The sequence below is a fragment of the Pseudomonas sp. RIT-PI-o genome (genome assembly GCF_001297215.1).
GTDB classification, from domain to species: domain Bacteria; phylum Pseudomonadota; class Gammaproteobacteria; order Pseudomonadales; family Pseudomonadaceae; genus Aquipseudomonas; species Aquipseudomonas moraviensis_A.
On record NZ_LHPA01000022.1, the window covers coordinates 26,168 to 38,572 of the forward strand.

The window sequence follows — 12,405 nt, forward strand, 5'->3', positions numbered from 1 at the left end:
TGCGGGGCTTTTTTTTACTCGGCAACCGTTTCGCAGGCGCGCTTCAGGTGTCCTGCTTGTCCTGCTCGATCAAGATCATTGGCGCAATGGTCGAAGCGGCCACCTGCCTGCGGATTGAGCGCACCTGGTCTAACAAAGCGAACACCTCAGCGTCTGGATCCGCCTCACTGGTCGACACGGCGTCCAGATAACCAGTCAGCGCTCGTAATTGGCGTTCCGTTAGGGCCAAGGGGTAGCGTGGCTCGGGGGTTACTGTGGCCATGGCCGGGTTTCCTTATATGTTGAACTTCGCTGGAGGTGGCAGCCCGCAGAATCCTGGATATTGATTCGCTAAGCCTGCAGGACCTATGCAACTTTCTGAAATTTCTCAATGGCCGGAATTGGTATAGCGGCTGACTAGCTTCGTCTCACTTTCAGTGAGAATGGCAGACGTTTCGGCTTGCGCATCTGCTAGCCAGACGAACGGTTTTTTTCGTGTAAAATCGAGCTCTTACCCTACGTGCTCGAGGACTGAGCTTGGCTAAATTTCACGTCGACTCCATCCAAGAGTGGCAGTCGTTTGAGCACGACGGCGTTGAGTACGACCTCGGCCACCTGTCTTCGCACCTGGTGGTTTTCAAGGCTGATAAACAAGACTACGAATTCGTTGTGACTTATGGCCTCCACTGCTTCACGAAAGACGACAGCGGCGCCAACATTCCGTACCGATACGAAGATGGTCGGCACGGGCAAATGGTCTGCCTAGAGCGCTACGAAGCCTCCAAGCAGCTCAAGGGCATCATAGAGAAGCTCAACGTCGCTACGATCTACCACACTGAAGGTGAGCGGTTTTTCACCATGAGCGTTTTGAACGGCGCTACCGGACTGCTAGAACCGTACAAAGTGTGCTTAGCGTTTTTTCGCGAACACCGATTGCTGCGGATTCACGTCACAAGCGCGTATTTCGCACGCACAGGCGAAGGTTCACCGGATACCCCGATCATCAAGAAAGGGTTTAGTGTCTTCAAGGTCGCGATGGATACGAAAAATAAGCCTAAGGGCCAATGCCCCAAGGAAGTACGGAATCGGCCGAGAGCGCAAAAGTGAAGTGCCAGAAACGGCGAATCCCGCTCTAGGCGGGATTCTCAGCCGTCGATCGCATGCATTCGACGGGGCAGGACGCTGTTACCTGGCACTGGGCCATCTGACTTTCATCAGAAGCGGGGTGCGATCCGAAGATCCCTGTAACCACCCTGTGGTTCACGCCTAGGCGCAGACGAATAATAGTCAATCCATAATAACTATGTCAACCATGCTGACACCTCGTGAATCCACTCCCGCCCGATTATCCCTCAGCAATCGTTCAGAACTATCCTGACATGGCCCTCAGCTAAGCAACAAGTGGAGATCAACGATCCATTCCAGTTCCAAATGGATTCCCTTCGATATCCACATCTCCCATCATCGGCAAGCCAGTAGCGGGGTTTGTCATCTTGAACGTTTCTTCTGGCCCACCCATCACATTTCTGTTTGCTCTGACCGGCGAATGCCCCATCCCCGGATCTACGTGCTGAGCATTGGCGATAAGGATGTACAACAATGCAAATACGCCTCCGACTGCGCAGATCCCAAGCGCATTCTCTGTACTACCATGCATCGTGAAGTAGACAGCACCGTAAGCAGTAGCGGCGCCGAGGACGAACGAGGCGATCGACAAATCTTTGCCTTTAACACGTGCCATTACAGAGATCATAACGAAGACCATCCCTGTCACTGCAGCAAGAAACTGACCAGCACCCTTCCCTTCTTCTTTGACTGCCCAGACCATAGCTAAGGCGAGCCCAAGCTTGATCAGGCCCATGATCAATGAGGAACCGGTCGCTTTATCAATTTTACGCAGGACATTCTGAATCGCATTCACTGCGTAATGCGCAGGACTTTCCCAAGGCAATATTTCACTATTTGCCTGATCTAAGTACTCTGCTTTGGTCGACACACTTTCTTTCAGCTCATCGGCCATATTGATGAAATCAGCCGCCAGTGCCTGGTCAGCGCCCCTTGATTTGGCATTGCTCAAAATGGCAGCCATCGAACGAAGCAGAAGGTTTTGGTGGTCGCTCAAGCCTGGAGTTACCCCGATGAACCGGGTGATGGACACACGCACAGATAGAGCTGCCTCAATGTGCAGTTCAACAATCCGTGCTTCGTCGACAATCAGATTCAAGTAATTCATGGGGTTCTCCTTGGTTTGTACTTCCATTTTACCCCTCCCCTATCTAATGCAAGAACTCACGGTTTTTGGTTGTACGTTGTGGCTACAGGCATAGCTATTTGATCGTCGTTCTCGCTTTTAATTGCCTCGCGATCTGTCTGAAGGTATAGGTCCAGACGTGGAATAACGGGGTGGCGAGTTGCCTTGTCCGATCGTAGTCGCCTAGCCTTGTCTGGATCGAACGTCCCTAATCCATCGACCCTTGGCCAGGGAGCTTTTTCATCCATGACAACAAAAATCGGCAGGTTGGCGTGAGGCATTGCATCGTACCGAGCCCCCTCCCCAAAGTAGAGCATCACGCGTGGATGAGGTGCAATTGGCCTGTAGCGATGCATCACAGCATCCGACCTCAATCCATTAAGAGCTCGAAGCTCCATTTGGCGTTGTTGTTCTTTAGGGAGATCTCCATCACGGATAGCATCTTCCAACTGGATCTGCAGTTTTTCGACAACCGTTGAGAGTGCCACTGTCTCCGGCGCGGCGGTATTCCCCGCCCACGTGAAAAGAATACGTCGCGGTGTCCCGTCAAAAACCTGAATGCGCCGCTCAATTTGTTTAAGAACGACCTGCACTTTCAACGCTGACCGGACAAATTTGCCTTTCGACATTGTTTTTAAGTTTGTTTTCTGTACTTCAGTGCCGAGCAGTTCCAAGAAACTCTGCCTCGCCCGATTGGCCGCACGTGCTGAGTCGAGTACAGAGGTATGAACCCCTATCCAGCCAGGTAAACGCACAACCGTTCCAGGGTGTTGCGTCTCTTCCTTTACAAACTGAGAAATGGCCTTTTTAGACGCCTCTATCGCTCCCTGACCTTCCATGAATATCGGTGTAATCACGCTCGCACTTTGTGCAGTAGCCTTTATTGGCAACGTCCATACCTGTGCTGCAACGACTTTGGACGTCCACTCCGAATTGAAGTCGAGCTGGGCCCGGTTCATCTCGTTCCAAGCATCGTGCAAGTCGAAAATCATCACCCCACCTCTGTCAGAGCATGTGCGCTCATTGTCACGTTCTCGTCGCCGATACTCTCGTAGTCCTAAGCGAACAGCGTAATACCAGCCCTATACTCGCTGTTCAATATAGACCATATCCCTTCTCTCTCGTACAAGCCCCCTTCCCTTCACCTAACGTTTTCCTTCCATATCCCTTCCAGCGCGCGGAGCGCGGTCATCGAGGAGGAGGCAGAATTTAGAGGTTGGGGTCGCTATCATCTATAGTGCAGGGCTGGTATTACGATCAAATATAGCTTGAGGTCATATCCATGAAGGCCAAGAAAATTGGGTTTACAGTCTACGGCGGTAGCGGCGCACTTAAATTTGAACCGACTGTAACTGAAGCAGGTGATCCGACACTGCTAATTGAAGCTGCCATCGGCGAACCTACTAAATACCGTTGGGAGGACAAAATCATTTTCCAGGTGACCTCTAGAGAACTACCTGCGCTTCTAGCTACAGTTTTTGGCTGGGCACCAATGTTCGCAGCATCGAACCACGGTGCCGGTAACAAATCATTGATGCTGGAAAATCAGGGCGAAAATGGAAGAATATTCTGCCGCGTATCTGAAGGGACGAAAAGGGTTGCAGTGCCGATCGGCCCTGCAGATGCATTCAGTGTTGGAAAACTGGGCTTAACTCAACTCGCACTCTGTTCAAAATGCCCTATACATGACGCCCTAGAAATCCTCCGCCTAACCACCGGCAGACTTCTGCATAACCAAGCCAAAGCAAATCCATCTATCTAGGTCTGATTTCAAATTGCTGAAGATATGATCCGATAAGCCCCGCAACCGCCCTCCCCTCTTCGTCATTCAAACCGACCAAATCTGGTACAGCCAATCCATCCATGACCATTCCCTTGTGACCTAAAAAGACCAGATCCTCGGGCGATATAACTCCTGCTATCGTGGTGATTCGCTCCATACCAAGCCAGCTCAAATACATCACGTGACTGGTTGGATCTTGAAAAAACAAGGACTTCCAATCTCCTCCTCCATTCATCAAGAAAATTTCAGCTTTCTGAGATGCTTGGGCACAAACCATCCACGGGTAGCTGTCCTCTAATTTTCGATTTCTGTTTCTCAGCAGCACAAGCGTCAACAGTTCGGCATGAAGAATCGAAGCCTTTTGTTCGCGCGCGGGATTATCCTCTTCAGTTTTGACTCGTAAATACTGGAAAGCCGCTCTGAGCAACTGGGCTTGGGAAATCATAAGAGCTCTAATCAATTGTGATATTTGATGGTTCAGATTATTTATCTTGGTCTAAGATGAAAGGCCAGAGCGTTAATCTGCGCCCTAGCCCTTTCCTTATCGCCCTACTCTTTTTTGGTTGGCGAAACTGACTTTACATAATCCCAAATGCTATTTAATTGATCCTCTGTGAATTCCTTTCTATCAAGACAGATCACACGCTCTTTCTTGGTGTCTTTCACGTACGCGATAGTTACACCCTCCCTTTGAATATCGGATGAAACCGCTTTTGGTTTAGGAGTTTTAGTCACACCGAGTTGAGAAAGTACGGCGCTCACAAAAGCATTCTGCTTGATTTTATTGCTTGTTAGATCCCTGAGAGCTTTGCAGAAAGCGTCATCGATCGCCGTTTTATTCAGCTCAGGCAGCAAATTCAATGCAGACCGAAGAGCTCCAGCAGTATTACTGCCCATGATTTTCGGGTTCTTCCTCAGGATTTCAAGCGCTCCTGGTGTAAACACTTCAAAAGCATCAATTCGAGAAAGGTGAGCTTTGCTAATTTTGATTTTTTGCTTGATTGTCTTGCTCGAGTGGAAGTCTGCTCTCATTCGCATAATCGAATTAAATATCTCGAAGTCAGACAGATTCTTACGCTGCACATTTTCCTGCAGTGCATTTGCAGCGCTGGTTTCGTCGTCTATCTGCACTACGAAAGAGCTGATCATTACCCTGCCGAGTACTTTGTGAGCCCTCAGCCGACATTCGCCGGTGACAAGCTCAAAGCGCTCACCTTTCACTCTGACAGTTATTGGACTTTGCAAGCCTAATTCATCGATTGACTGAGCAAGTTCTTCAATCTCCTCTGCGTCAAAAGACATTCGAGGTTGATAGGGGTTGGGATCAATTAAATCAACCCTAAGCGGCTGAGCCATCCTGGCCCCCTGCTCGTCAGCCTCGTTCGGCTGCATCTCCCGATGTTGACCTACTTGATGAGACAAAGAGTCTTTCAACAGGCCAGCCAAACCTGCCCTCTTAACCGTTTGAGGTTTTGGGGGAGCCATCTCCGGATCAGGTTTCTGTGCGGACGACTTAGCAGCCATTATGCTTCCCCCCTAAATTCTTTGGTCTCATCTACAAGCCATTCAGCCAACTGGCGAAATTGCTTGCTTACCGTGTTTCCGCTTTCAAGCTGACGCAGCGTCATTTGCAAGCTAGATGCTTGCTTTACCTTTGTAGTAGTTCCTAATTTTACCGGAATAACAGTGCCATAGAGACTCGCTGCGTTTTCTTCCATATTTTTGCAGACTAGCTGTCTTTGGTCATGACGGTTCAGAAGCACCCCGAGATTTACCAGTTCGGGATTGATCTGCTTAATTTTCTTGACTCGATTTAGCAAATCTTCATGACCATGCAGGCCATACGCATCGCCAGACTCAACTGGGACAATCAGATGTGTTCCAGCCGCCAACGCATTCGTAGTTAGCAATTTCAAACTAGGTGGGCAATCAATGATGATGAAGTCCGCCTTTCCCATCAGAGGAGCAAGGCGCTCTTTTAGCACTTCATTAGGCCGTGGTTCTGCCCTAAGCAAATCATCAGAATTCTCTAGAGCAATCGAGCCATATATCAGCGACAACCCTTCTACCCGAGTTTCATCATGGATGAATACCGCAAGTGGCAGCTCCATGATCGACAGCATCTCAGCAGCGGTATATTGAATTTCTGATGGGTGGCTCATCCCGATGTGCCGACTGGCGTTAGCCTGGGGATCCAAATCGAGCAAACAAACTGAGTAACCCATTTGCGCGATTTCGTCACCAACATTTATGCCAGAGGTAGTTTTAGCTGCCCCCCCTTTATGATTCGCGAATACGAAAATAACTGTCTTCTTCAATTTCGGCGTGCTTCCCACAGCTCAACTCCCATTTAAAAATGTTGATCTGATGCTACCGCACATTCGAAAAACGCAAGCATCGATACCTTGTTCCTACTAGGAACGCTTACCCTGAAGCGCTCCCTCGTTTTAACCCTAGGTCGATGCTCCGAGTTCCGTGCGGTACGCTTGGCACCTTTGTGCAAGGACGCTCAAATTCGTGGTGGATCGGCCAGGGTGATGCGGAGACATTCTACAGTCGCCTGACCTGAAATCCACAAAAAGCACGCTTCCATTTTGTTCCTAGTAGGAACGCTATACCACGTTGCGCAATCGATATCGCTATAGGCATTGACCTTTCTTCTACTCAGCATAGAGAAAGCTCAGGTTCTCAAATTTTCTGCTTACCATCGGCGAACGCAGCCACCCAATTTTTAATGGAGGCGGGCGGCGGGCATGGTCACTCTAAAAACACAGATTCTCCCTTGTTCCTACTAGGAACAGTTCTCTCCGTTACTTTGGAGGCCAGATAACCATAACTCTCTTCAGCCGCCCAAAAACAAATGAAATTCAAACGGGAACGACACTGATCAAATAGCGGCCCTATCTATAGACCGCCATTACAGGAACGTCTATTGATCGAGCGCTGGTTCCTAGTAGGAACGAATACAGCTGCTAAGATATAAAACCATTCTACAGCCGCTCTCCTGAACGACAGCGCAATTCGCTCTAAAGCCGCTCTCCTGAACGACAGCGCAAGTCATTTTACAGTCGCTCTCCCAGACGACAGCGGAATAGAGCGAAGATAATCACGCACGATGTCGTTCTAGCGAACGACTAAGAAACGACAGATCGGGACACCGACCGTGTCTTCTAGATACAGATCATGGCTAGACAACGGCTAGCGAAAGACAAGGCCATTAAGCCATGCACACTGTGAGATGTGGGGGGAGTTAGGTGGGAGAAGAGAGGAGAGGGGAGTAATGACCAGCACTATGAGCTGGCGATATCCATAAGATAAGAGCTTCTGATGTCCACTGTCTGAATACCGCGAGTCAATGCAACGTAAAGCAGGTTTAGCTCATCATCGACCTTAGAACCAAGACGTTTCTGGTTGAACGGTGTGAACAATTTATCAAAGTCGGACGCGATGATCGTGTTCGCCCATTCGAGCCCTTTGCACCGATGTGCGGTTGTTAGAACAAACCTCGCATCAACAGGTGGTTTTTTATTGGCTTTGGTGCGCGCCCCCAGATCTTCGAGCATCCCGACTACATCACTTGATCGGGAATCAAACTCCTTCGTCATCGAGATTATCTGAGCAATTTCCGCATCAGCATATTTCTCAGCCCAGCATTCAGCCTCATAAAAAGACTTGAACTGAAAGAACGAAGGGTGCTTTTTCCCACTAAGGATCCCTTTTTTTAGGTCGAAGGCCGTACGGACCTTTAACGCTAAATCTTCTAAATCTCCTATGACGAAAACCTGATCCGAACGGTTGTAGTCGTACAGCATGAGTGCATCTTTCACGAGCTCTGCATTGGTTCTATAAATCTTGGTTACCGCTTCACCCTTTGGAGCAGCGGTTAAGGTTGTTCCCTTGGACGCCATACCTTTCAGCACTAAGCCAGGTTTAGCCTTCTTCTTTTGAAGCAGCTTATTCGCGAGAACAGCTACTTCAGGGCCAAATCGGAAACTTTGCGATAGCGAGCACCGTCTCCCATCCATGTTTCTCAAAGCGTCGACAGCCCCCCTGAATGCGTAGATCTGTTGCGCAGAATCTCCGACAGCGATCAGATTATTTGCATGCTCCAAGCACCCCAACATGACCGCCGAGCTGTCTTGCGCCTCGTCGACAAGGACCGAGTCATATTCGTTCATACCTGGAGCACCCAAGAGGTGCCATGTTTTAAGATAAGCATCATGGCTGACCGGGATGCTGCCTTTGCTAAGAGGGGAGACCAGCTGGAACAACTGCTGAGTATCCTCGATGGCCTGCTCGATGCTAATAGCGTCGTGCAGCAGCCACTGGGCTATGTGATCGAGGCATATGTTGTCGTCAGCGGATGCGCAGAAACGCTCCATTGATGTGAGCAGCGCTCTGGCATAAGCAAACTTATCAGGAATTCCTGCACGACCATCTAGAGCAAGTGCATCGATGATGTGCTTGCTGTAAACGGATCCCGTTTTTCGATGTGCCAAGGCTTTAGAAAGTGCGCGATAGGCGGCACTATGAACGGTCCGAACCTCAACACCGCTAGAGAAGGCTTCTCTTCCTGCGGCAGCCAAAGCGGAGTTGTACGCAAGGTACAACTGTTTAGCGTGGCCTGTTTCGAACAACGCAGATGAGATTGACTGCAGAGTAGTGGTCTTTCCGCATCCTGCACCAGCCTCGATGACCAATGGCTTAGAGGAGTTCGCCGCTTCCAGAGCAGAATTCACACAGTGGATCTGCTCTTCAGTCTGTACGTGCATTTACTACTGCTGCAGTTAAGAAAGGGGAGGGGAGGGTATCAGTGGCTTAGCAACTTCTCGACATCATCACTGGACACGCCGAGTGAGCGAGCAATTTCATCGTCTGATTGACCCCAGTTGCGCATTTTTAACGCCTCATCCCTTACTTGGGAAATGTTAAGGCAGTTATCAAACGCAGACGGTTGATCTTCAACGTCCTGCAGCTGACACAGCGGGCAGGATTTTTGAGAAAGGCGAACGGGTCTAAAAAATGATATTCCGCAATGACCGCAGTAATGCTCACTCAGCTCTGCAGAACGGTAATCACGGGCAATGACCCAGGCGTCATTGATATCAAGGAGCACCGTCTCATCGACTTTACCTCCGCGAGCAGCCCCGTGTGCATCCTGGTATACATCGAATGCAGCGATAACCGCTTCAACGTCGATTTCCTCATCCGGCTTAATCGCCAGTTGACGATAACTGAGCAAGAAGATGGTTGCCTCGACAGCCGCGGCATTGCTTTTGATCAATGTCTCAGCACTGCTCAATGGGCCGCATGAGGACTCAGGCGCGTCGGAATTCTTTCGCATGTTCTCAATGATCTTTCTGGAAACCCCCGTGGAGTTTCTGACCACAACACTTCGAAAGCCTGCGCCAATCATCTTTCTCGCAAAATTGATGGTTTCCGATGATGCTGCCTGGCTCATAGCTTTCTCCCTCGCTTAGCGTTTCCGCCCAATATCCGTAATGTTTGTAAAGCATTATTTCTGTCCGCAACATCAGTACCGGCGCGAAGCTGGAACTGGATGCGTCCGCCTCGAAGGGCATCATGAACAGATTGAAAGTTTGCGTTCTGAAGCCAGCTCGCCATTTGTCGGGTGAGACCATGCCGTAGCTGTGCTTTAAGTTTGTCGCTCTTTAACTGCGCACGAATCTCTAAAAGCACACACATGACCTTGTAAAGGTCTTCGGAGCCGTTGAGCTGTGAGGTCGCAGTGTCATCAAATTTGATTGTCAGTGGGCTGACAGGACTGCTGGCCAATCCCATGTAGGTCGAATGGTCGACTTTCTTCATCCACTCTCGCTCAGCGAGAGAAAATGCAGTCAAACTCCTGAAAGAATCGGGCTGTGTTTGACTGAGAGAAGAGAGGGCCTCGAGAAGCAACTGAGATTCAAACATCAGTTCACCTTGGCTGACAAAATCTGTAGCCGCCGCCAAATAGAGAGGACTTTTCTCGCATAAACGCGGCTTGTCTCTTCTAGGTCGGGGTTCTGGGTGTTGTAGCCGCCAATGGCCAGCTCCATGTCTCCTGGCCGAGCGTCGATCGCTTCTCTAAGGATCTGCGCACCTACCTTTACATTTGTTCTGAGTTCGAACAGGTCCTCTACGCGATCGACCCGGTACCCGTTCCATCGAATGTTCACCTGCATGAGGCCCACATCGCACAGATTGGTGCGCTTGAGTTCTCTACGGAGAATCTCCTCTGCCTTTACCCGAGTCTCTGGGTAAAAAGCACCTGTGCCTTTGCAGTTGATGGCGTATTGGTGCGGCCTTACTTTGGATCCACCGGCATCAGTTCGGCTTTCCTGGAGGGCAACCGCGTAAAGCAGCAACGGATCCAAAGATTTTGGCTTACCAAACTCCTCCCACACTGTCCCGCGCAAATCAAACGCAAAGACGTTCGGTGCGGTGGAAGCTACTGCCGTGCTGAACACGATGATCCTAAGTGTTTTTCTCATAATTCCGTGGCTTTTCTTTGGTATCCCAACGCTAAAGCGCAGCGAGATACGGAAATTGGCGCCTAATTTGTGACGGAATTCTAGTTTGGGTTGTCGGGGGTTGCAATAGGTTGCCGTCGTTAACCTGCGGAATTTTCGCAGCTTGCCGTGGTCTTTTTTGGTTAAACTGTGGTTTAGGCCTACACTTCTGTAGGATTCTGAAGTTTTTTTGACGCTAACAAGTTTGCGCCTGCTAGACAGTCAAAATGATGGCGCGTTGCCATATCTTTGACTACGATGGTAGGCACCTATTTAGGGTTAGTATTCATGTAGACTAAATACGCAGAATCCTAAGGCTTTGAATGGATTCAAACACTTGAACGATGAGACCCCTTATAAATGAGTGATGTGTTACCCACGACTTTCGATAAGGAAGCCTTTGCTGCCCGGATGAAGCGTGCAATGGGCGAAAAGGGGAATTCATGGATCTGTGATCGCGTGAGCTTTTCAGATTCGACTCTTCGCTCCTACCTCAAGGGAGAGGTGGAGCCTACCCTGAGTAATTTGATGTCCTTCTGCCAAGCTACCGGGGCTAATTTCACCTGGTTGGTAACGGGTGACGAATCCGCGACAGCAAATGAGAAAGAAGCCCAGCTCGTTTCACTGACTGAAGATGAGCTCGCTTATCAGTTGGGGTACATCCGCAAAAAGCCAGTCGGACACGAAACAGCAACTAAATTTGTTCTCACCCAAGACCGCAGCTATTTTGCCTTGGGTGGAAGGGATCCAGATCTTTGTAGGTTGCTGACAATCACGTCAGATACGAACGCCCCGAAGCTCAAACCGGGGGACCACTGTTTAGTGGATATTCGTAAACAGCCTTTGACTCAAGGTTATTTTCTTCTGGCGGTTCAGGGATCGGCAATCATTAGGGTTGTTTCCCCTACGGTCCGCGGATATATGGCCATGCCCGTGAACTCGACTTACCCAGGATTCACATTGACTGTGGACGCTGAGTTTTATCCAACCGACCCAGGAGTAAGCATTATCGGGCGGCTGTTCAACCATTTCGAAGTCACCCCCCTGTAACGCTAAAAGCAGAGCTAGCAGGTTGAAGACTGAAACCGCGGGGATCTTGGGCCCAGCGGTTGAAGTCTTTTCCGGTCAGTAGCTGCTGGAGTTGGGCCTTCTCATGATTGATGGCTTTGAGAATTCTGGCGATTCGGGACCTGGCCTTTCTTCCAGCCTCAGGGCTTTCTGGGTAATGCAGATCTTGAAGCGCTGTTGATAGCTCAACATCTACCTGCGCAGCTGAGACTGAGAGAAGCCTGGGAAGGACAGGTCCTAGCTCAAAATGCATGTAATTTATTGCCGACCATTTTTCGGCCTCCCATTCGTCTAGTGGTAGACGCGAGAAGTAGTGGCTAGCGTTGCTTGAGATCCGATATTGCGGCTCTACTTTTCCAACATACCGTCTAGCGAGTTCGAAACACTCAAAAACCAGCTCGTCTGGTATAGCAACCACTCGGCCAGCGTACGCAAAAGCAGCCCCCTCTATGATTGATTCGGGGTTGCTTGAAAATACTTTTGCGTTCAGCTCGTTGCCAATACCATCTGAAAGCCTTAACGATGCAGGTAAGCCGCTTGTGTCCGGTTTTGCCATCCCAGCTATCCTTCCAATGAGTACGCCCTCCCAGCCCGCTTGTAGGCCGCTGTAGCACGCAAGCACCTCTGTACGATCGATGTATCTTTCTGGCATCTGTAATGCAGTAATTGTGTTCACTCAATTACCCCCGTTTTCTTAAATCTCTTTCTACCCCGATCTAAAAAAACACAAGGCCCCTACAGGGGCCTTGTGATCATGACATCGTTGCATTGATGCTACTGGGCAATTGCCTTCGAGCTCGTTGAGGTTCCAA

14 protein-coding genes are annotated in these 12,405 nt (G+C 49.7%); 3 read left to right on the forward strand and 11 right to left on the reverse strand.

The window, feature by feature from the left end; translation table 11 throughout:
• Positions 1-43: 43 nt before the first annotated feature.
• Positions 44-262, reverse strand: a complete 219-nt coding sequence (locus tag AEQ63_RS13360) for a hypothetical protein (protein ID WP_064363724.1) — start codon at positions 260-262, stop codon at positions 44-46.
• A gap of 254 nt (positions 263-516) precedes the next feature.
• Between AEQ63_RS13360 and AEQ63_RS13365 the strand changes: the two genes are divergently transcribed.
• Positions 517-1,086: a hypothetical protein gene (locus AEQ63_RS13365; protein WP_064363725.1), complete on the forward strand. Its 570-nt coding sequence runs from the start codon at positions 517-519 to the stop codon at positions 1,084-1,086.
• Between the two features lie 301 nt (positions 1,087-1,387).
• On the opposite strand, the gene AEQ63_RS13370 is transcribed toward AEQ63_RS13365, so the two are convergent.
• Together AEQ63_RS13370 and AEQ63_RS13375 are read right to left on the reverse strand one after the other, a co-directional pair.
• Entirely contained in the window at positions 1,388-2,212 is an 825-nt protein-coding gene (locus tag AEQ63_RS13370; protein WP_064363726.1) for a hypothetical protein, read from the reverse strand.
• 56 nt (positions 2,213-2,268) lie between these two features.
• Positions 2,269-3,222, reverse strand: a complete 954-nt coding sequence (locus AEQ63_RS13375; RefSeq protein ID WP_064363727.1) for a DNA replication terminus site-binding protein — start codon at positions 3,220-3,222, stop codon at positions 2,269-2,271.
• A gap of 290 nt (positions 3,223-3,512) precedes the next feature.
• On the opposite strand from AEQ63_RS13375, the gene AEQ63_RS28130 reads away from it, so the two are divergent.
• On the forward strand, positions 3,513-3,992 hold the full coding sequence (locus tag AEQ63_RS28130; protein WP_152972357.1) for a hypothetical protein: 480 nt from the start codon (positions 3,513-3,515) through the stop codon (positions 3,990-3,992).
• Here AEQ63_RS28130 and AEQ63_RS13380 read toward each other — a convergent pair.
• The 7 genes from AEQ63_RS13380 to AEQ63_RS13410 form a co-directional block, all read right to left on the reverse strand.
• Positions 3,985-4,458: a hypothetical protein gene (locus AEQ63_RS13380; protein WP_064363728.1), complete on the reverse strand. Its 474-nt coding sequence runs from the start codon at positions 4,456-4,458 to the stop codon at positions 3,985-3,987. The genes AEQ63_RS28130 and AEQ63_RS13380 overlap by 8 nt on opposite strands.
• 104 nt (positions 4,459-4,562) lie before the next feature.
• Entirely contained in the window at positions 4,563-5,537 is a 975-nt protein-coding gene (locus AEQ63_RS13385; protein ID WP_064363729.1) for a ParB/RepB/Spo0J family partition protein, read from the reverse strand.
• A complete protein-coding gene (locus AEQ63_RS13390) occupies positions 5,537-6,331 on the reverse strand; it encodes a ParA family protein (protein ID WP_236705259.1) in 795 nt (264 codons plus the stop codon). Before AEQ63_RS13390 ends, AEQ63_RS13385 begins: the two co-directional genes overlap by 1 nt.
• A gap of 972 nt (positions 6,332-7,303) precedes the next feature.
• A complete protein-coding gene (locus tag AEQ63_RS13395) occupies positions 7,304-8,785 on the reverse strand; it encodes a UvrD-helicase domain-containing protein (protein ID WP_064363731.1) in 1,482 nt (493 codons plus the stop codon).
• A gap of 38 nt (positions 8,786-8,823) precedes the next feature.
• The gene (locus tag AEQ63_RS13400) at positions 8,824-9,474 is read right to left on the reverse strand and encodes a FlhC family transcriptional regulator (RefSeq protein WP_064363732.1); all 651 of its coding nucleotides are present in this window, start codon (positions 9,472-9,474) and stop codon (positions 8,824-8,826) included.
• Positions 9,471-9,947: a hypothetical protein gene (locus AEQ63_RS13405; protein ID WP_064363733.1), complete on the reverse strand. Its 477-nt coding sequence runs from the start codon at positions 9,945-9,947 to the stop codon at positions 9,471-9,473. The genes AEQ63_RS13400 and AEQ63_RS13405 overlap by 4 nt, the downstream gene beginning before the upstream one ends.
• A complete protein-coding gene (locus AEQ63_RS13410; RefSeq protein ID WP_161806077.1) occupies positions 9,947-10,483 on the reverse strand; it encodes a lytic transglycosylase domain-containing protein in 537 nt (178 codons plus the stop codon). Before AEQ63_RS13410 ends, AEQ63_RS13405 begins: the two co-directional genes overlap by 1 nt.
• A 402-nt stretch (positions 10,484-10,885) precedes the next feature.
• Between AEQ63_RS13410 and AEQ63_RS13415 the strand changes: the two genes are divergently transcribed.
• Complete coding sequence (locus AEQ63_RS13415; protein ID WP_064363735.1) at positions 10,886-11,575, forward strand: hypothetical protein; 690 nt, start codon at positions 10,886-10,888, stop codon at positions 11,573-11,575.
• On the opposite strand, the gene AEQ63_RS13420 is transcribed toward AEQ63_RS13415, so the two are convergent.
• Positions 11,562-12,269 carry a hypothetical protein gene (locus tag AEQ63_RS13420; protein WP_152972358.1) on the reverse strand — a complete coding sequence of 236 codons (708 nt, stop codon included), beginning with the start codon at positions 12,267-12,269 and terminating at the stop codon, positions 11,562-11,564. The genes AEQ63_RS13415 and AEQ63_RS13420 overlap by 14 nt on opposite strands.
• Positions 12,270-12,405 lie beyond the last annotated feature (136 nt).

What these genes read in the sequence shown, in the direction of transcription:
- AEQ63_RS13405 (WP_064363733.1), bottom strand. Translation starts at nt 9,947, where the DNA reads ATGTTTGAATCTCAGTTGCTTCTCGAGGCCCTCTCTTCTCTCAGTCAA.
- AEQ63_RS13375 (WP_064363727.1), bottom strand. Translation starts at nt 3,222, where the DNA reads ATGATTTTCGACTTGCACGATGCTTGGAACGAGATGAACCGGGCCCAG.
- AEQ63_RS13400 (WP_064363732.1), bottom strand. Translation starts at nt 9,474, where the DNA reads ATGAGCCAGGCAGCATCATCGGAAACCATCAATTTTGCGAGAAAGATG.
- AEQ63_RS28130 (WP_152972357.1), top strand. Translation starts at nt 3,513, where the DNA reads ATGAAGGCCAAGAAAATTGGGTTTACAGTCTACGGCGGTAGCGGCGCA.
- AEQ63_RS13370 (WP_064363726.1), bottom strand. Translation starts at nt 2,212, where the DNA reads ATGAATTACTTGAATCTGATTGTCGACGAAGCACGGATTGTTGAACTG.
- AEQ63_RS13395 (WP_064363731.1), bottom strand. Translation starts at nt 8,785, where the DNA reads ATGCACGTACAGACTGAAGAGCAGATCCACTGTGTGAATTCTGCTCTG.
- AEQ63_RS13385 (WP_064363729.1), bottom strand. Translation starts at nt 5,537, where the DNA reads ATGGCTGCTAAGTCGTCCGCACAGAAACCTGATCCGGAGATGGCTCCC.
- AEQ63_RS13360 (WP_064363724.1), bottom strand. Translation starts at nt 262, where the DNA reads ATGGCCACAGTAACCCCCGAGCCACGCTACCCCTTGGCCCTAACGGAA.
- AEQ63_RS13380 (WP_064363728.1), bottom strand. Translation starts at nt 4,458, where the DNA reads ATGATTTCCCAAGCCCAGTTGCTCAGAGCGGCTTTCCAGTATTTACGA.
- AEQ63_RS13415 (WP_064363735.1), top strand. Translation starts at nt 10,886, where the DNA reads ATGAGTGATGTGTTACCCACGACTTTCGATAAGGAAGCCTTTGCTGCC.